General features: G+C 47.5%; 14 protein-coding genes. 11 read left to right on the forward strand and 3 right to left on the reverse strand.

The window, feature by feature from the left end:
- Nucleotides 1-16 precede the first annotated feature (16 nt).
- The 3 genes from F6K64_RS00330 to F6K64_RS00340 form a co-directional block, all read right to left on the reverse strand.
- Nucleotides 17-985, reverse strand: a complete 969-nt coding sequence (locus F6K64_RS00330) for a ParB/RepB/Spo0J family partition protein (RefSeq protein WP_287248358.1) — start codon at nucleotides 983-985, stop codon at nucleotides 17-19.
- Nucleotides 986-987: 2 nt separating this feature from the next.
- On the reverse strand, nucleotides 988-1,167 hold the full coding sequence (locus tag F6K64_RS00335) for a hypothetical protein (RefSeq protein WP_287248356.1): 180 nt from the start codon (nucleotides 1,165-1,167) through the stop codon (nucleotides 988-990).
- Between the two features lie 102 nt (nucleotides 1,168-1,269).
- Nucleotides 1,270-1,440 carry a hypothetical protein gene (locus F6K64_RS00340; protein ID WP_287248354.1) on the reverse strand — a complete coding sequence of 57 codons (171 nt, stop codon included), beginning with the start codon at nucleotides 1,438-1,440 and terminating at the stop codon, nucleotides 1,270-1,272.
- A gap of 963 nt (nucleotides 1,441-2,403) precedes the next feature.
- On the opposite strand from F6K64_RS00340, the gene F6K64_RS00345 reads away from it, so the two are divergent.
- The 11 genes from F6K64_RS00345 to F6K64_RS00395 all read left to right on the forward strand — a co-directional run bounded on the left by F6K64_RS00345 (nucleotide 2,404) and on the right by F6K64_RS00395 (nucleotide 18,641).
- Entirely contained in the window at nucleotides 2,404-4,959 is a 2,556-nt protein-coding gene (locus tag F6K64_RS00345; RefSeq protein ID WP_008181239.1) for a glycosyltransferase, read from the forward strand.
- Complete coding sequence (locus tag F6K64_RS00350; RefSeq protein ID WP_008181237.1) at nucleotides 4,960-6,786, forward strand: ABC transporter ATP-binding protein; 1,827 nt, start codon at nucleotides 4,960-4,962, stop codon at nucleotides 6,784-6,786.
- The gene (locus tag F6K64_RS00355) at nucleotides 6,783-8,606 is read left to right on the forward strand and encodes an ABC transporter ATP-binding protein (RefSeq protein ID WP_287264666.1); all 1,824 of its coding nucleotides are present in this window, start codon (nucleotides 6,783-6,785) and stop codon (nucleotides 8,604-8,606) included. Before F6K64_RS00350 ends, F6K64_RS00355 begins: the two co-directional genes overlap by 4 nt.
- Before the next feature lie 107 nt (nucleotides 8,607-8,713).
- Nucleotides 8,714-9,877 carry a glycosyltransferase gene (locus tag F6K64_RS00360; protein WP_008181233.1) on the forward strand — a complete coding sequence of 388 codons (1,164 nt, stop codon included), beginning with the start codon at nucleotides 8,714-8,716 and terminating at the stop codon, nucleotides 9,875-9,877.
- Nucleotides 9,878-10,190: 313 nt separating this feature from the next.
- Nucleotides 10,191-11,078, forward strand: a complete 888-nt coding sequence (locus tag F6K64_RS00365) for a glycosyltransferase (protein WP_287264668.1) — start codon at nucleotides 10,191-10,193, stop codon at nucleotides 11,076-11,078.
- Nucleotides 11,079-11,100: 22 nt separating this feature from the next.
- Entirely contained in the window at nucleotides 11,101-12,258 is a 1,158-nt protein-coding gene (locus F6K64_RS00370) for a glycosyltransferase family 1 protein (protein ID WP_008181229.1), read from the forward strand.
- Nucleotides 12,259-12,288: 30 nt separating this feature from the next.
- Nucleotides 12,289-13,464 carry a glycosyltransferase family 2 protein gene (locus F6K64_RS00375; RefSeq protein WP_008181227.1) on the forward strand — a complete coding sequence of 392 codons (1,176 nt, stop codon included), beginning with the start codon at nucleotides 12,289-12,291 and terminating at the stop codon, nucleotides 13,462-13,464.
- A 16-nt stretch (nucleotides 13,465-13,480) separates the two neighbouring features.
- Nucleotides 13,481-14,674: a glycosyltransferase gene (locus F6K64_RS00380; protein WP_044492474.1), complete on the forward strand. Its 1,194-nt coding sequence runs from the start codon at nucleotides 13,481-13,483 to the stop codon at nucleotides 14,672-14,674.
- A gap of 95 nt (nucleotides 14,675-14,769) precedes the next feature.
- A complete protein-coding gene (locus tag F6K64_RS00385; RefSeq protein WP_008181224.1) occupies nucleotides 14,770-15,993 on the forward strand; it encodes a glycosyltransferase family 2 protein in 1,224 nt (407 codons plus the stop codon).
- A gap of 62 nt (nucleotides 15,994-16,055) precedes the next feature.
- The gene (locus tag F6K64_RS00390; RefSeq protein ID WP_008181222.1) at nucleotides 16,056-17,561 is read left to right on the forward strand and encodes a hypothetical protein; all 1,506 of its coding nucleotides are present in this window, start codon (nucleotides 16,056-16,058) and stop codon (nucleotides 17,559-17,561) included.
- Between the two features lie 45 nt (nucleotides 17,562-17,606).
- Nucleotides 17,607-18,641, forward strand: a complete 1,035-nt coding sequence (locus F6K64_RS00395) for a glycosyltransferase family 4 protein (protein ID WP_008181220.1) — start codon at nucleotides 17,607-17,609, stop codon at nucleotides 18,639-18,641.

Genomic DNA, 18,641 nt, shown 5'->3' on the forward strand with positions numbered 1-18,641 from the left:
GCCGCCAAAGATGCTCTTATTTATCTTCAGCAATCAAAGCTTCCAGTTCTGCCAACAAAGATTTCAACCTATCCTGTTTGTCAGGATTAGAGCACACCTTAAATTTTTTCACTCGTTTGTAGGTACTTTCCAATTGCTGTTGCAGTTCCCTCTCTGGTGAGGGAGGCTGTAAACCTTTCACCCTCTCTCGAATTTGATTGATTGATAAATTATACTCTATAGCAGCCTCCAGAATCTCCATGCGGTCAGATTCCGATTCTACCTTGCCTATTTCCCTAGCTTTTGTATATTCGATTGACCCAGACCTCAACGCCTCCAAGATATCACTAGTAAGGTTGAGTAATGGCAGCCTGTGGGTTCGGAAAGACTCAGGAGACATCTTGCCAATACTGGCAAACACGTCTGTAAGTATATGTTGATCTTCTGGGCGGACATCGTTGTCCACCGCCAGGTGCCGTTTAGTTTTTGATAATTTATTTAACAGTGAGATAACCCATCCCCTATCGGTTGACAACCTCAGCGCCAGTAAATCCAAAATACCTTCTGTCTCCTCCAGCGGGTTCAAATCCTCTCGTTGCAGATTCTCCGTCAGCGCATACTGTATTGCCTGAGTATCAGACATCTCCCGGATGGTTACAGGCACTTCGCTCAAGGAGCATTCTTGAGCGGCGCGATATCTTCTTTCTCCAGCCACCAACTCATACTTATCACCCACTGGCCTTACTAATAAAGGCTGGAGGATACCTTCACGGCCTACTGACTCCACCAGAGATTGCATTGCCTTGGGGTCAAAATAGTGCCTGGGTTGAGTAGCTGGCAGGACAATCTGGGATAGTGGTACTAATTTAGCAGCTAAAGCGGAAGCATCTTCTTGCCTTTCCGGAAACACAGTAATGATAGCTTCTTTTTCCGGTTGAACAACGTTTTTTGGCTTAGACTTCGTCGACCTGGTGGACGCTTGTCTGGTAGTTTGTCTAGGACTCATGTTTAAATCCCCATAACTAATAGAGTTGCCATAATTTTAACCTTATTATTATAAGAGTTGTTGGCAAATTGCTCATAGACAGCACTGAACCTTGGCATTAGCTCATCAAATGCTTTCCGGTTCAACCCTCTAAGTGCCCGCAGCAGTCGGTCTTGTTTCTGTGCTCGCTCACTAGTTATCATTGCCCCTCACCCGCAGGCTCACCTCCTAGTCTCCCCTATTTCCCAACAAGTATATTATCTATTCGGGGGGGGCGAGCACGGCTTGGGTTTTGAAAGGATATATTACTTTTGACTCTTCTGGTCAGATACAGAAACCCCAGCTAGCAGTTGGCTACAAACCATGGCACCTGCGTCGGGTTTTCGGTTTCTGCTACTACTTCGTCGCCCGTTCCGTGATTCCTCTTCAGGTAAACAAACGTAAAACCTACTCGACTTAGGAGTAATAGTTGCCATTTTGCCTAGACTTAGGAGTAATAGTTGGCTAGGATTGATGCAATCGGTTATAAAAAATACGTCAAATAAAACTCGTAACAGGAGACTGTATTTATCCAGAAGCGTTCAAGCTTTAAAACCTTCAACAAAAATCTAGCTCAAATTGTGAGATATTTGAATAAATTATGACTAGTTAATTATTAGCCAAAATGAGTGCTCCATTTCCAAAAATGGATGACATCTTGATTAGATCAACTTCGCTATTTACCAGGAGGTATGAGTCAATAAATAAGTGATATTCATTGGTTTAAAAAGATTATATATTTTTAGCAATTGCTTCTTGACAGCACTCCTAGACTGATTTATAGTAAGTTTTATTAAGCGATTCAACACTTCTGGTCAAAACCTTCCTAAAACTCATTGGTTATATGCCGCCAAGGTTGGTCAAGTTGATAGTTTTTTTTATTGAAGATTATCACACCTGGTTAATTAACGCCCTTAGGACATGGGAATGGTCAGATGTGTGGTAAAATAAGTTTGGTTTTCCTAGTCGCTATGTAGCCAGATTCAACTTTTTGAAAGGGTTCCCAACGGTGTATATTGTCAAAGCTATTGTCACGCTTTGGCCCAAAAATAGGAACCTATACAGGTCGAGTTGCTACTCGCCCAACCAGCTCATTCAATATTTTAAAAAAACACGGACTGGTTCAAGGAATCAGTCATAAATATTGCAGCGTATTGATGCAGTCCCTCATGGGGGAAACCCCCTTTGGCCGACTGCATCAATACGCTGCATCAATACACTGTACACAGGAAAGATAGATACTCCTATAGTTTATAGGTCAAGGGAAGCTCTACCCTTGTGCTCTTTATGTAAGAGGATCAACTCCTCACCAATACCTCACAGATGCAGTCACTTAGGAGCGACTGCATCAAGACAATGACAGGAGTATTCGTTTTTTCCCTTACCAACCCCAAATTGTTATGAAGAGTTGCAAGACTAAAATTTGCCCTGCAGTCAAAGGCAAGTTTATTGTCGTTGGGAGCAAAAAACTTTATATTAAGGGAGTCACGTATGGAACATTTCGCCCCAATAGGCAGGGGGAACTGTATCCCAAACCCGATGTAGTTGCCCGGGATTTTGCCATGATGGCGTCACAGGGAATTAACTCAGTTCGCACCTACACTGTTCCCCCTGGCTGGTTGCTTGATTTGGCTGCCAAGCACAACCTTTATGTGATGGTAGGACTACCTTGGGAACAGCATATTGCCTTCCTCGATCAGAAGAAGCGCATCCAAGACATAGAAAAGCGAGTACGGGCGGGGGTGCGTGCCTGTGTTGGACACCAGGCAATTCTCTGCTATGCTATCGGTAATGAGATACCAGCCCCCATTGTGCGCTGGTATGGTCGTCAACGGGTGGAGAATTTCCTCAAAAGACTTTATCTAACTGTCAAAGCCGAAGATTCAGAAGCCCTGGTGACTTATGTCAACTATCCTAGCACCGAGTATTTACAACTTCCTTTTGTGGATTTTGTCTGTTTTAATGTCTATCTAGAGTCCCGGGACCGACTGGAAGCTTACCTTGCCCGCCTCCATAATATAGCAGGGGATCGACCGTTGGTGATGGCTGAGATTGGGCTAGATAGCCTCAGAAACGGGGAGGAAACACAGGCGAAAACCCTGGACTGGCAAATCCAAACTATCTTGGCAGCTGGCTGTGCTGGCTGTTTTGTCTTTGCCTGGACTGACGAATGGTATCGGGGAGGTTTTGACATCGAAGACTGGGATTTCGGTCTCACTGATCGCCAAAGGCGTCCTAAACCGGCGCTCTCAGCCGTTCACCAAGCCTTTGCCGCAGGACCATTTCCGGCATACCTCCCCTGCCCACGGATCTCGGTAGCTGTCTGCTCCTACAACGGAGCAAGTACCATACGAGATACCTTGGAAGCGTTGCAATATCTCGATTATCCTAACTATGAAGTTATTGTAGTGGATGACGGTTCTACTGATGGCGTTGCTGCAATTGCTAAGGAATACAAGGTGCGGGTAATCATCCACAAGCAAAATAGGGGGTTAAGCAGTGCCCGGAATACCGCCTTAGAAGCCGCTACGGGTGCCATCATCGCCTACATCGACGACGATGCCTATCCCGATCCCCACTGGCTCACCTATCTAGCTGCTACTTTCCTGAAAGGAGACTGGGCAGGAGTTGGTGGACCCAATATCCCCCCTCCCGGTGATGGCTTGATAGCGGATTGTGTTAGCAACGCACCGGGAGGACCAATCCATGTCCTGCTTTCCGATCAGGAGGCAGAACACATTCCTGGTTGCAACATGGCTTACTGGAAAACCCACCTCCAAGAGATTGGTGGATTTGATCCCCGGTTTCGGGCTGCGGGGGATGACGTGGATATCTGCTGGCGGCTACAGGAGCGTGGCTGGAAAATAGGTTTCAGCCCCAGCGCCGTTGTCTGGCATCATCGCCGCAACTCGGTGAAGATGTACTGGAAACAGCAACAAGGATATGGTAAGGCTGAAGCCCTACTGGAACAGAAATGGCCACAAAAGTATAATGCCGCCGGTCATCTCAATTGGTCTGGGCGGCTTTACGGTAAGGGGCTAGTGCAGATACTGGGCTGGCGCTTAAGTCGGATATATCACGGGACTTGGGGTAGTGCCCTGTTCCAATCTGTCTATCAGCCTGCACCAGGGCTGTTTCCCGCACTGCCAACCATGCCGGAATGGTACCTAGTCATCCTCGCTCTTGCAGGGCTGTCCAGCCTGGGACTGCTCTGGAAACCAATGGTCTGGACAGTCCCCTTCCTGCTTGCTGCTATTGCTGCACCTGTTACTCAAGCCATCCTGAGTGCTTCTAAAGCTTCTTTTACAACCCCTGTTGCATCTCGCCTCCCCCGCTTCCAGCTTTATAGCTTGACAGTACTCCTGTATCTGCTACAGCCCCTGGCACGACTCAAAGGTCGCCTTGACAACGGGCTCACCCCCTGGCGAAGGCGTGGTGTCTCCTTTTTGCAATTTCCCAGACCTCGGAAAGATCAGATCTGGAGCGAGTCTTGGCAGTCCCAGGAACAGTGGTTGGAAAGGTTAGAATTTGGACTCCGGGAACAGGGAGCAGTGATTTACCGTGGCAGTGATTTCGACCGCTGGGATCTGGAGGTGCGGGGTGGGTTGTTCGGCGCTGTCCGGATACTAATGACCATTGAAGAGCACGGTGGGGGTAAGCAACTGCTGCGATTCCGCTCCTGGCCGAGGGTTGCTGTCCCTGCCTTAATCATTAAGTTCCTTTTGCTACTGCTCTGTGCTGTAGCAGCCTTTGACCAGGCAGGTATGGCTTCTGCTATTCTTGGAACAGTAGCTGTACTGCTCTTGCTGGCAAATTTCCAGGATTGTGCTACTGCCAAAGCTTCCTACCTTTACGTACTCAGACAGTTAGAAGGCATTAATCTCGAATCTGCCACCAACAATCCTACGAACTCACAGCAAAATAAGCAAGCTGCGATCATAGGAGTGGAACTGTAGATGAGTCCAGAAATTGCAGCAACGAAGCACCGATACCGGCGTATGCTCCTATACCCACTGCGCCAGTGGCGTACCTTCGTAGTGATTCTCGCTTTGACTGCAGCCACCTCCTTTGTTACCACTCTCCAACCCTGGCCGATGAAAATCCTGGTGGATTACGCACTTGGTGACACGGCTGTGCCAGCGGTAGTTGGGTCGCTTTTGGGGAACTGGAACCTGACCGTGACGCCCTTTGTGCTGGTTGTTACAGCTGCTCTTGCTAGCCTCGGACTCTATGCCCTGAATGCTATCCTTGAAGTGGGTCTAATCTGGTTCTGGAGCGCTGCTGGTCAACGCATGGTCTATGACCTGGCACAGAAGCTGTTTCATCGACTCCAACGCCTCTCGCTGCTGTTCCACAGTCAGCGCAGTGTCGGTGATTCCCTGAGTCGCTTGACAGTAGACACCTATTGTGTATATACCTTGACTAATGCCCTGCTGGTCTCACCTGCCCAGCAAGTGCTGACTTTGTTGAGCATTGGCATCGTTGCCTGGAACCTAGAGCCAACACTAACCCTGCTATCCCTAGCAGTAGCGCCACTGATGGGGGGTTCCACCCTGTTTTTCGGTGCCCGGCTCAAACGCCGGACGAAGCTGAACCGGGAAGCCCAGTCCCGTCTGCTGAGTTTCGTCCACCAGACCTTCACCGCGATCCCGGTAGTACAGGCATTTGGCACGGAAAACCGCAATAGAAAGCAGTTCCAGTACCTGGCAACGGACGCAGTTGCTCAGTCCCAACGGGGCACCCTGCTCAAGAGTACCTACGGATTTGCCAACGGCTCAATTACTACAGTTGGTACTGCGATTGTTTTCTATGCCGGGGGGCAGCAGGTATTATTGGGGACAATTACGGTCGGTAGTTTCCTGGTCTTCCTCGCCTATTTGCAATCTCTGCAAAAAGCATTTAGGAGTCTGCTAACTACCTATGGAAGTCTGAAATCCGTGGAAGCAAGTATTGATCGGGTGCTGGAAGTCTTGGATGCTAAGGAAGAGGTACAGGATGCCCCTGGAGCCCAGCCCCTACCCCCTGGGGGATCCAAAGGATGGGTGCGCCTAGAAAAGGTCAGCTTCGGGTACCAATTAGGGGATCCGGTTCTCAAAGATATTACTCTGGAAGCCCAGCCAGGAGAAACAATCGCCCTAGTGGGGTTGACGGGTGCTGGCAAGAGTACCCTGGTTTCTCTGATCCCCCGCTTTTTCGACCCCTGGCAGGGACGAGTACTCCTGGACGGGGTGGATGTGCGCCAGTTGCAACTGACCAGTTTGCGATCGCAAATAGGGTTGGTCTTGCAGGAACCTTTCCTCCTGCCGCTGACGGTGGCAGATAACATTGCCTACGGGCGTCCCGGAGCTAGCTATGAAGAAATTGTAACAGTGGCCAAAGCTGCCAACGCCGATGAGTTTATTAAACGGCTGCCCCAGGGTTACGACACGGTTATTGGCGAGCGAGGGGCGACCCTTTCGGGAGGACAAAGGCAGCGGATTGCGATCGCCCGGGCACTGCTCAAGGATGCTCCGGTACTGATTCTCGACGAACCCACTTCTGCCTTGGACGGGCAAACCGAAGCCCTGCTGCTATCAGCTATAGAGCGATTGATGGCAGGGCGGACCACTTTCATTATTGCCCACCGGCTCTCCACTATTCGGCAAGCAAACCGGATCGCTGTGCTGGACGGGGGTCAGGTGGTGGAGATGGGGACGCACCAGAAGTTGCTGGCCGTGGGTGGTCTTTACCAGCGCTTGCACACTTTGCAGTTTTCTGACTCCCCGTCGGAGGTGGTGTTATGAAGCGATGGTGGCTACGACTGATACCCTACGCCCTGCCCCATAGGCGCGGACTCTTATCAATGATGCTGCTGATGCTTGTGGGGGTAGGACTTAATGTACTCAAGCCCTGGCCCCTAAAGTTGATCGTCGATTATGTTTTGACCGACCAGCCGCTCCCGCACTCCTTTACCTGGCTTAAAGCCATACCTGGTGAAGAATCACCTTCTTGGTTACTAGGTTGGTTAGCTGGCAGCACGATCTTGCTATTTCTAGCCAGTGAGGCAGTTCGCATTATTCAGAATTACGTTGGAAATGGCATCGGCAGTCGAATGGCGTACAGCTTGGGGGCAGTACTGTTCGATCACCTACAGCGTCTTTCTCTGGGTTTCCACGGTCAACAACCCACTGGCGATCTGATCAGGCGAGTGATGACTGATAGCCGCTGCATACAGGTACTGGTGATGAATGTCTTCCTCCCCATACTCACTTCCCTGGTCAGTTTGGTCGCGATGTTAGCCGTGATGTGGCAACTTGATCCCACCCTGTCACTGCTGGCACTGCTTGTTGCTCCACTGTTAGTTGTGCTGATCCGGTTTTTTAACCAGCCTATGACTGAACGTAACTACCAGCATCAACAGCTCGAAGGGGAGATCATGGCGCTGAGTGAGCAGGCGCTGACAGCAGTACCAATTGTTCAAGCATTTAGCCGTGAAGCCCACGAAGATAAGCGGTTCCGGAACCTATCTCGGCAAGTGATCCAAGCTCATTTGCGTGCTGTCCTCTCCCAGCTACAATTCAAAGTTAGCGTTAGCGGGGTAACAGCGATGGGCACAGCGGTAATGATGCTGATTGGGGGCTTTCAGGTTTTGGAGGGATCGCTGTCTTTAGGCAGCCTCCTCGTCTTCCTATCTTATCTCGCCTCCTTGTATGCGCCTATGGAAACCCTAGCCTACATTTCATCTGGTTTCGCATCAGCGGCTGCGGGTGCTCGCCGAGTCTTAGAAATGTTAGATGTCCAAGATCAGGTACAGGAGGAGACCGGAGCCAAGCCGTTGCCGCCGTGTCCCCCTGGAGTAAGGGGACAAATTCGCCTAGAGCGAGTCACCTTTGGCTACAAACCCGGTCACCCCATCCTCCAGGACATTACTCTGGAGGTGCAACCAGGAGAGACAATCGCTTTGGTAGGAATGACGGGAGCTGGGAAGAGCACCTTAGTTTCCCTGATCCCCCGCTTTTTCGACCCCTGGCAGGGTCGAGTCCTCTTTGACGGGGTGGACGTGCGCCAGGTGCAACTGAGCAGTTTGCGATCGCAAGTGACTATAGTGTTGCAAGATCCATTTTTGCTGCCACTGACGGTAGCAGATAACATTGCCTACGGGCGTCCTGGAGCTAGCTATGAAGAAATTGTGGCAGTGGCAAAAGCTGCCAACGCCGATGAGTTTATTAAACGGCTGCCCCAGGGCTACGATACCGTTATTGGCGAGCGAGGAGGCACCCTTTCGGGAGGACAAAGGCAGCGGATTGCGATCGCCAGAGCACTGCTCAAGGATGCGCCAGTGCTGATTCTCGATGAACCCACTTCTGCCCTGGATGCCCAGACCGAGGCCCTGCTGATGGAAGCCTTAGAGCGGTTGATGGCAGGCAGGACAACCTTCATCATCGCCCACCGGCTGTCCACGATTCGGCAGGCAGATCGGATTGTAGTGTTGGAGCAGGGAAAGGTGGTGGAGGCGGGGACGCACCAGGAATTGCTGGAGGACGCTGGATTCTACCATCGTTTTTATGAGAGCTGTGGTTTAAGCCGATCTCCCCCTCCATATAGGTCTGCGACTTCCAGATAAGAGCAAATCGCCTGATAATCTTCGATCTGCGGTGTTAAAGCGGTTGAGATGGAAACTGAAAATACCTTAAGGACTCGTTCAAGTGAGCAGAAGGAGCTCGCATAAAGATGAAATCATCTCTTAGAGTCATTGTCACGGGGTTAATTGCCCAATACCCTCTGGGCGGAGTTGCTTGGGACTACTTTCAATATGTACTTGGATTGGCGCAGCTTGGCCACGATGTTTACTATATTGAGGATACTGGTCAATGGCCTTACAATCCGACTGAGGGTGGAGTCTCCGCTGGTTGCGACTACAACGTGCAGTATCTTGCTAACTTGATGGCCCGTTTTGGGCTGGGGGATAAATGGGCATATTGCTTCCCCTGGGAATCTCAATGGTTTGGTCTTTCCGAACAGAAACGGAACGAGGTGATTAAATCTGCGGACTTGCTGATCAATGTCTCGGGTACCCTCATGTATCCTTGGAACTATCGGCAAGTGAAGCATCTAGTTTATATCGATTCAGATCCCGCATTCACCCAGGTTAAATTAGCGCGAGGACAAGCTGACTTTCAAAAAATGGTCGATGCCCATGATATCCATTTCAGCTTTGGGGAGACACTTGCCGATGCCATACCAAAAACTGGTCACCATTGGCGTCCCACCCGACAGCCAATTGTTCTGTCGGAGTGGCATCCTTCAGCTAAGGAGCGCAATACTTTTACAACTGTGATGAATTGGACTAGTTACAAGCCAATTACCTACAATGGCTTAACTTATGGTCAAAAAGATATTGAATTTAAGAGATTTATGAAACTACCGAAGCTAGTTCCTGATGTAGAGCTTGAACTCGCCGTTAATGCTGGGAAAACTCGCCGTACCCCTCGTGAGATACTTGCTCATAATGGTTGGCAGGTAGTTGATCCCGAAAAAGTTTGTCCCGATCTGGATAGCTATCGGAACTACATCGAGTCATCGAAAGCTGAATGGAGCGTAGCCAAGAATGCTTACGTAGCAGGAAAAACCGGTTGGTTCAGTTGTCGAAGTGCCTGTTATTTAGCAGCGGGTAAACCTGTGGTAGTTCAAGATACTGGATTCTCTTCTGTGCTTCCAGTGGGTGAAGGTATCTTACCTTTTACAACGATAGAGGAGGCGGTTACTGCTATCGAGGAAGTCGAAGAAAAGTACGAGCGGCACTCAAAAGTGGCACGGGCAATTGCTGAAACTTATTTCGATTCAAATAAAGTGCTATCCCAACTCATTGAGGGGGTATACAATAGGCATGGTTAGTCCTTTACTGAGAACTGCTAATGTATTTAGACCTCAGCTACTCACAGATGGCCGCTTGCGTATTATTGTACTTGGCTACATCGTGCGTGGACCAGTAGGAGGTTTGACCTGGCATCATTTGCAATATGTAATAGGTTTGGCTCGGCTTGGACACGAGGTGTATTTTGTTGAAGATAGTGATGATTACCCTTCGTGCTACGACCCTGTAAGAGGTGTAACCGATACCAATCCAACCTACGGACTGCAATTTACAAAGCGCACGTTCGAGAAAGTAGGGCTCAATGATTGCTGGGCTTACTTCGACGCACATAAATTGCGATGGTTAGGGCCTCGTGCTGATGATATGATTCGTATCTGTACGGACGCGGATCTCTTACTAAATCTCTCCGGGATGAATCCCCTGCGCCCTTGGCTCGTAGAAATTCCTGAACGCATCTTGGTTGACACCGATCCAGTTTTTACCCAAATTCGGCATTTGACCAATCCTGATGCACGAAATCGGGCTTTACAACATACAGCCTTCCTCTCATTTGGCGAAAACATTGGCAGCCACCGATCCACTATTCCCGATGATGGACTACCCTGGAAAGCAACCCGCCAACCAATTGTCTTGGATGCCTGGCCAATAACACCAGCGCCATTACAGGGAATGTTTACCACGGTCATGCAATGGAAGAGTTATCCGGCGCGTCAGTATCAAGGAAGTCGCTATGGTATGAAGTCGGACTCATTTGAGCCTTACTTGAATCTCCCTGAAAAAGTTGGTTCTATCTTAGAACTGGCAGTTGGAAAAGCTCCCCAAGATCTCCTCTGCAGCAAGGGCTGGGTGTTACGTGACTCCCTTGAGCCGACACGGGATCCCTGGACCTATCAGCGCTACATTCAGCAGTCAAAAGCGGAGTTCAGCGTGGCTAAGCAAGGTTATGTGGCAAGTAACAGTGGCTGGTTCAGTGAGCGAAGTGCCTGCTACCTGGCGAGTGGCCGACCGGTGCTGACTCAGGAAACTGGTTTTTCCGAATGGTTGGAAACTGGGTCTGGTATTATCCCCTTTAGTACACCTGAGGAAGTTATAGCTGGCATCGAGGAGATTAACAACCATTACGAGTTCCACTGTCGCGCTGCAAGATCGATTGCTGAAGAGTTTTTCGAGGCCAGAAAAATTCTCTCATCTTTGGTGGAATGGGCAATCAAAACGACTTAAGTATTAATGGAGCGAGCATAGAGTGATTATTATTTTCTCTGGTAGTATAGGTCGTTTCCCTGTTGGCGGGCATGCTTGGATTAATATCCAGTATTTGTTGGGTTTGCGTGCACTCGGTCATGATGTCTTCTACTTAGAGGATTGCGGGCAGCAATCGTGGGTGTATGACTGGGAAAATGAGGAATCAACAAATGATTTAGAGTACCCTACTACATACATCCGTGATTGTCTTGAACCATTTGATTTTCAAGGAAAGTGGATTTACCGTGCTGGAAATCAATCTCAGGGAATGGCACTTGATGATTTCCTGGATATTTGTTCGCAGGCAGAGCTGTTAATTGTTCGTGCCGTACCGCTATCTCTATGGAGAGATGAATATAATTGGCCAAAACGTCGCATATTCATTGATGCAGACCCTGGCTTTACTCAAATGAGGCTGGTTAGCGGCGATGTGAAGCTAAGCAATATGGTTTCTCATTGTGAGCAGCTTTTCTCAATTGCTCAGCGTCTGGAGGCAACAGACTGCTCAATTCCAACAGCAGATCATAAATGGATTAAGACATTATCTCCGATATTTTTGCCGGAATGGCCTCTATTTGAACATAGTTCTAATGATTACTTTACTACTATATTCCAGTGGAAAAGTTATGGGAAGTCTCATAGCTATAACAAAGTTATCTATCAAGGAGTTCATTACGGACAGAAAGATAAAGAGTTCACTGAGTTCCTTGATTTGCCACAGTATACATCTCAGTTATTCCGGATAGCCTTGACAGGAGGAACTCCCAAGCAAATGTCTAAAAATGGATGGGAGGTTGTCCCAGGCTGGTTGGCAACCCAAACTCCATGGTCGTACCGCAAGTTTATACAAGAATCTCGCGCTGAATTTAGTGTCGCTAAACAAGGCTATGTTCTGAGTCGTGGGGGCTGGTTTAGCGATCGCAGCGCCTGCTATCTTGCCTCTGGTCGGCCGATTTTAGTGCAAGACACAGGCATTAGTGATTACTTGCCGACGGGTAAGGGGATTCTCACTTTCCGTAACCTCTCCGAAGCACTGGAGGGAATCGAGTCCATCAATGCTGATTATGAACAGCACTGTCTTGCTGCGCGTCAAATCGCAGCACAATATTTTTCCACAGATCGGGTTCTACCCCCCCTGCTTGAAGTAGCTATGAGTTGAACAGAAAAATTTTATCAAGGAGATGACAACATGCCAACAGTCACTATAGGCTTTAGCCCTCGCGAACGATTCTCTCTAGCAGCTGAGTCGTTGCAGCGAATCTTTGACCATACCCATATCCCCTTCAATTTAATTGTAGTGGATTGCAATACTCCCAAAGTTTACTGGCAACAGATTGAACAGATACTGCAGGGGCGTGAAAACGTCAAAGTTATTCACCGAGATCACTATTTGCTTCCAAACCAGTCTAGGAATCTGGTCGTTCAGGAAGCCCAAGATGAATTTCTTTGTCTAATTGAAAACGACAATTTAGTATCGGACGGTTGGCTTACTCAACTCATCACTGCTTGCGAGGAATATCCGGCGGATGTTGCCGTCCCATTACTCATGGAAGGGCGATCGAGGAAGGCTCCGGTTCACTTTGACGATCGTTTAAATCAAGTTCACTCTGTGCAAACTTCTGAAGGTATAAAATTGAAAATTTTGCCCCGTACAGATGACAAAGAAACGGATCGAGGGCAGGAGCTTAGGAAAGTCCAGTTTATGGAGCAACACTGCCTTCTGTTTCGTCGAAACGTCTTCGATCGCATAGGGCTGTATGACGAGGAACTGAACACACGGGATGAAATCGATCTGAGTTTGGCCTTATATAGTGCTGGAGTTCCAGTTGTCTTTGAGCCTAAGTGTGAGATAAATTACCTCCCGCCCTATCCTCCTTCTCCTGAAGATGAGGAATATTTTTTGATGAAATGGGATATGGATCGGGCTCATAAAAGTCATGAGCGCATTCAGAAAAAGTGGAATTTGCTTCGCATGCCTGGATCTATCGAATTCGTTAAAGATCGACGCCGAATTGCTCAGTTATCTAAAGTTAAAGAAGAACTCAAAACGCTTGTCGGTCCTGATGTTCCTTTTATCCTAGTTGACCAGGCCCGGTGGCTAGGTACTGAAATCGTTGATGGGCTCCAACCTATTCCCTTTCTTGAAAAAGATGGACAGTATTGGGGGGAGCCAGCAGACGATGAAACTGCAATTCGGGAATTGGAGCGCTTACGCCAGTTGGGAGCAACCCATATTGCCTTTGCCTGGCACACATTTTGGTGGTTGGAGTACTATTCAGAGTTTCATAACTATCTCCGTGCAAAATTTCCCTGCGTGCTAAGCAACGATCGCCTTATTGTTTTCAAGTTGGAAGAGCATCTTTAGCAAGGAGATTAGCAAATTGGAGTTATTAAGCAAATATCCACCGGCTACGGCTGGAAAAATTATTGTCTGGGGGCTGTTAGCGTCTTATCCATTCGGAGGGATGACCTGGCAGGTTCTGCACTATCTAGCAGGTCTAAGAAGACTTGGCTTTGATGTTTGGTATGTAGAGGATTCTGACAGTCCCCTTCAGGACCCCAAAACTCTCTGGCACACACCAAACTACACTGAGAATGTTAAATATCTTTCTCTATATATGAACAGTTTGGGAATGGGAGAGCGCTGGATTTTTCGTCCTCCTAGCGAACAAAATGTTTGCCTTGGAGCTGCTGATTCAGATGGATTGCAAAGGCTTTATCGAGAGGCTGATGCAGTTATCAATCTTTGCGGTGCTCATTACCTTCGTCCTGAACATAGTGAGATTAATTGTCTTATCTATTTACAAACAGATCCATTTGTAGATCAGGTGCGTGTTGCCCAAAATGAGTCTTGGTTGATCGGCCAACTTGACAGCTACAATCACTTGTTTACCTATGGATATAACCTGGGTAAAGATGACTGCCTTGTTCCTGTTGAACGGTATCAATGGCATCCCACAAGACCACCCGTCTGTATTGACTGGTGGTCTAATGTTAGTTCCTTAGAGGTGGATGCAAAGCTCACAACCATCTCAACTTGGAAGAATCTGAAAAAAGACATCGTTTGGCAAAATGAAAACTATTCTTGGCGGAAAGATTCAGAATTTCGGCGCTTCATAGATTTGCCTTTACATTCTCACTTTCCCATAGAATTAGCCCTTGAGGGAATTAGCGAGAGCGAAGCAGCTAAAATGCGTCATTATGGTTGGCAGATTATCTCAGCCCGGAATTTAACGAATCCCTCCACTTATCGGCAATATATTTGCAGCTCTTTGGGGGAATTTACAGTAACTAAAGAACAGTACGTTCGTCCCCGAACGGGATGGTTCAGCGATCGCTCTGTCTGCTATCTTGCTGCCGGTCGCCCTGTAATTACCCAGGAAACGGGGTTTAGCAAGTTTTTGCCTACAGGTAAGGGACTCTTCGCATTTCAAACCATGGAGGATATTCTGAAAGCAATGGATTCAATCAAGAGTGACTATGAGGGAAACTGTCGCGCTGCACGGGACATTGCTACTGAGTATTTTGCCGCCGAGAAGGTGATAAGTAGGTTAATGGAGAATGCAGGGTTTTAGATTTGAATTTTGTGTGTATAAATTGAGTCAAAGCCAAACATAGACAAACATTCAATTAAGATTAAAAAAGTAAATCGAGCGAGGAAAAATTAATTATGTCAACAGTAACCATCGGTTTTATTCCAAGAGAAAGATTTTCCGTTGCAGCCGAATGTCTACAACGAATTTACGATCGTACCCACATCCCTTTTAAACTGATTGTGGTGGATTGCCAAATCCCGAAAGTTTATCGACAGCAGATTGAAAACGTCTTGGAGGGGCAGAGGAATGTCAAGTTTATCCATACAGATCACCACTTACTGCCTAACCAATGTAGAAACCTGGCGATCCGAGAAGCCAAGGATGATTTCTTATGTTTGCTTGAAAATGACGTGCTTGTAGAAGACGGTTGGCTTTCCCGCCTAATTGAGGCATGTGATGAATATCCAGCAGACGTTGCTGCCCCGCTCGTACTTGAGCGATTAGGACAATTTGAGAAGGTTCACTTTGACGATCGACTAGATGATATCAAACCCATACAAACCTCTGATGGAATCAAGCTTAAAATACTTCCTCGAAGTACTCCCAAGGAGGATGACCGAAATGCTAGTGACCGCAGAACTATGAAATTTATAGAAACCCACTGTATGCTGTTCCGAACAGAGGTTTTCGATCGCATTGGCGAGTTTGATGAATCAATCACGGCTCAAGAGGAGGTTGATGTCAGCCTTGCACTTTATGACAAGCAAGTGCCCATCGTTTTTGAGCCGAAAGCCGTGGTCACCTTCTTACCTCCTCCCCCTATTTATCCTGATGAGAAAGAATACTACTACCTCAAATGGAATCCCGATACCTACCGTCAAGACTACCTGCATGTCGCTAAAAAATGTAATCTTGATAACCCTCCATCCGCAATGGGAGTGGTAACGGCACGTCGAAAATATGCCTCAGACGATAATCCGAAGAATCAGTATGCTCAACAGATTGAATACCGCACGAAGGTGGAATTAACGGCTAAAGACATTGCTAATCTTGTCTCTCCAGGCGATCCCTTCATCCTGGTTCACGATCAGCAGTTAAATCTTGGCGATGTTGCTGAAGGCCGCCAGGTCATTCCATTTCTGGAAAAAGACGGGCAATACTGGGGAACGCCACCGGATGACTCGACGGCTATCTCTGAGTTGGAAAGGATGAAAGCTGGGGAAGCTAATCTCATTGCATTTGCCTGGCCATCGTTCTGGTGGTTGGACTACTACACAGACTTTTCTCGCTATCTCCGTTCAAATTACCCATGCACTCTTGAGAATGAACGTCTAGTTGTGTTTGACCTCAAAACTTGATCGACCTGACTCTTCTATCAGCATTTATTGGTTAGGACTGATAAGCTACTGTGGGGATAAATATGAAAATCGAAAATCTTCGTTACGAAAACAAGGATGGGCTAGCAAAAGTAGTTGCGACTATCAGCTGGGAAAATTGCAATCGATCTCAGCAGGATATTTACTTTGCGACTCTGCCAGAATATAGCTCCGCTCTGTCTTTGAAAGCCGATACGTACCTGGTTGCTTGTGCTTTCCTAGCAGCAAGATATGGAGAGGAGCGGATCGCGATCGATAGCCCAGTCTGTCCAATTTTACTCGAAGGAGTACTCACTAATCTGGCTTGGCTTCACCGATATTGGGAAAAGTTTAGCCGTACTGTCCCTGTAATTGAAGCCCCGCTGGATACTCATTCAGTCTCACGACCTGAAGAGCATACGGCATTGTTTATATCAGGTGGAGTTGATTCATTATTCAGTCTTCGCCACAACCAACTTACTGTACCAGAGGGTCACCCTTTCTCTATTCGAGATGTAATCTATGTTCAGGGTGCAGGTTTTCCGGAAGACCCTAAATCAAGCCTTAAATTGGATTCCCTTGATCGATCTATTGCAAAATTCAGTGAAGTCAATAAAGAAACAGGTGTCAATCTTATACCAGTTGTAAGCAACTTACGAACCCTGGCTTATCGTGGCTATTCAGATGATGGAAAGTTTTGGCAGTACTGTTACCTTGGGGCTTCACTTGCTGCTGTTGCTCATAGTCTTGGACGGCGATTAACCAAAATTATTGTTTCTTCGGACAATCCCATCTCGGATATAGCTCCTGAAGATCTTATCTATCTAGCACCTAATTACAACAGTCAGAATTTACAGCTTATTTATTATGGTGCTCGATTCTCGCGACTTCAGAAGACGCAAGTCATCAGTGACTGGGACGTTGGGCTGAGGAACTTACATGTATGTACGGCAAACGGCAATTCAAATTGTGGGAAGTGCCTGAAATGTATTGTAACCATGACCACCTTAGAAGCACTTGGAAAGCTAAAAGGTAGTAGGGCTTTTCCGGTAGATGAAGTTTATCCAGAGCTTCTGCAAACTCTTAAACTAATGACACCGGGATATTTAAGTGATTACAGTTCCTTAGTACCTTTACTAAAAGAGCGTGGTAGAGACGACCTTGTTTTAGCCATTCAAAGACTGATTGAGTCCTATAGACCCTGGTCAGATTGGCGCGAGTTAGCGTTGCAGGAGATTAAGCGTAATATTCCTCCACAGGTCACTTTTATATTGGCAGATCAAGATGAATGGGGAACGGATGAGTGGGTAGATGAGCGTCGTCGGCTTCCTTTTCTTGAAAAAGACGGACGATACTGGGGATCGCCACCTGATGACAGGACTGCAATTTTGGAGTTAGAGAGATTAAAAGATGACGGGGCAACCTTCCTAGTTATCGGATGGCCAGCTTTCTGGTGGCTGGAACACTACGTCGATTTTTTCCACCATCTCCGCTCGAATTATCGCTGTCTTCTTGAAAATGAACGTCTAGTCATTTTTGATTTGCAAGACAAGCTGGAAGCTGCTGCCTAGGGCTAAAACTAAATTCTAAGCTGATGTTGACCCACCCCAAAAATTATGCGCATTGCTCAAGTTGCACCGCTGTGGACTAGCGTTCCCCCCTCTACCTACGGGGGGACAGAACTGATAGTGCATTTGCTCACAGAGGAGCTTGTGAGTCGTGGTCACGACGTAACTCTATTTGCTACGGGAGATTCTCAAACCAGTGCAAAGCTGCGACCTATTTGTGAATCCAACTTAGTCAATACAATGGGAAAAGGTGAAGCCTATCAATACGAATATTACGTCAATGCTAGCCTTAGCTCGGCGATTCGAGAGGGGAATTCTTTCGATCTCATTCATTGTCACCTTGGGTGTGCTTGGATTCCCTTTATGGCGCTTTCTAAAACCCCAATCCTTTACTCAGTTGGGTCCGCAGTGACAGTAGACGATCGATGGGTATTAAGTCGCTATCCTGATGTGAATGTTACATTTCGCAGCTACGATCAGATAGCAACCATTCCTCCTGAAAATCGCAAAAATATTCGAGTCATCTATAACGCCTGTGACTTTGACCGTTTTGAACTCTCGATACAATCTGGAAAATATCTGGCTTTCTTAGGACGAATGTCGTCAAATAAGAATCCGCTGGGTGCTATCCAGATTGCTAAAGAAGTCGGTTTGCCGATCGTCCTAGCCGGTGAACCCATGAATGCCGATGAAAATCAATACTTTGTGGATAACATTAAGCCCTTGATTGATGGTGACAATGTTATTTATCTTGGTCCCGTAAATCACGACCAAAAAGTGGATCTCCTCAAAAATGCGGCTGCATTTCTTTTCCCTATTCAATGGCCTGAACCCTTTGGGATAGTGATGATTGAAGCGATGGCTTGTGGGACACCTGTGATCGCTTGCCGAAAAGGCTCGGTGGCTGAAGTGATTGACTTAGGCAAAACTGGCTTTTATGCAGAGTCAGTGGAGGAATTGATCCCCCTAATATCCCGCGCCATGTCCCTAGATCGCCGTACTGTCAGAGAACACGCCATGCAGCGGTTTAGCGTTAAGCGGATGGTAGATGACTATTTAGCACTTTATGAATCACTGGTTTAG

This window comes from Moorena sp. SIO3A2, assembly GCF_010672265.1.
GTDB lineage: Bacteria > Cyanobacteriota > Cyanobacteriia > Cyanobacteriales > Coleofasciculaceae > Moorena > Moorena producens.

Excerpts from the sequence above, each read along its gene's own strand:
- F6K64_RS00330 (WP_287248358.1), bottom strand. The coding sequence starts at position 985 with ATGAGTCCTAGACAAACTACCAGACAAGCGTCCACCAGGTCGACGAAG.
- F6K64_RS00335 (WP_287248356.1), bottom strand. The coding sequence starts at position 1,167 with ATGATAACTAGTGAGCGAGCACAGAAACAAGACCGACTGCTGCGGGCA.
- F6K64_RS00340 (WP_287248354.1), bottom strand. The coding sequence starts at position 1,440 with ATGGCAACTATTACTCCTAAGTCGAGTAGGTTTTACGTTTGTTTACCT.
- F6K64_RS00345 (WP_008181239.1), top strand. The coding sequence starts at position 2,404 with ATGAAGAGTTGCAAGACTAAAATTTGCCCTGCAGTCAAAGGCAAGTTT.
- F6K64_RS00350 (WP_008181237.1), top strand. The coding sequence starts at position 4,960 with ATGAGTCCAGAAATTGCAGCAACGAAGCACCGATACCGGCGTATGCTC.
- F6K64_RS00355 (WP_287264666.1), top strand. The coding sequence starts at position 6,783 with ATGAAGCGATGGTGGCTACGACTGATACCCTACGCCCTGCCCCATAGG.
- F6K64_RS00360 (WP_008181233.1), top strand. The coding sequence starts at position 8,714 with ATGAAATCATCTCTTAGAGTCATTGTCACGGGGTTAATTGCCCAATAC.
- F6K64_RS00375 (WP_008181227.1), top strand. The coding sequence starts at position 12,289 with ATGCCAACAGTCACTATAGGCTTTAGCCCTCGCGAACGATTCTCTCTA.
- F6K64_RS00385 (WP_008181224.1), top strand. The coding sequence starts at position 14,770 with ATGTCAACAGTAACCATCGGTTTTATTCCAAGAGAAAGATTTTCCGTT.
- F6K64_RS00390 (WP_008181222.1), top strand. The coding sequence starts at position 16,056 with ATGAAAATCGAAAATCTTCGTTACGAAAACAAGGATGGGCTAGCAAAA.
- F6K64_RS00395 (WP_008181220.1), top strand. The coding sequence starts at position 17,607 with ATGCGCATTGCTCAAGTTGCACCGCTGTGGACTAGCGTTCCCCCCTCT.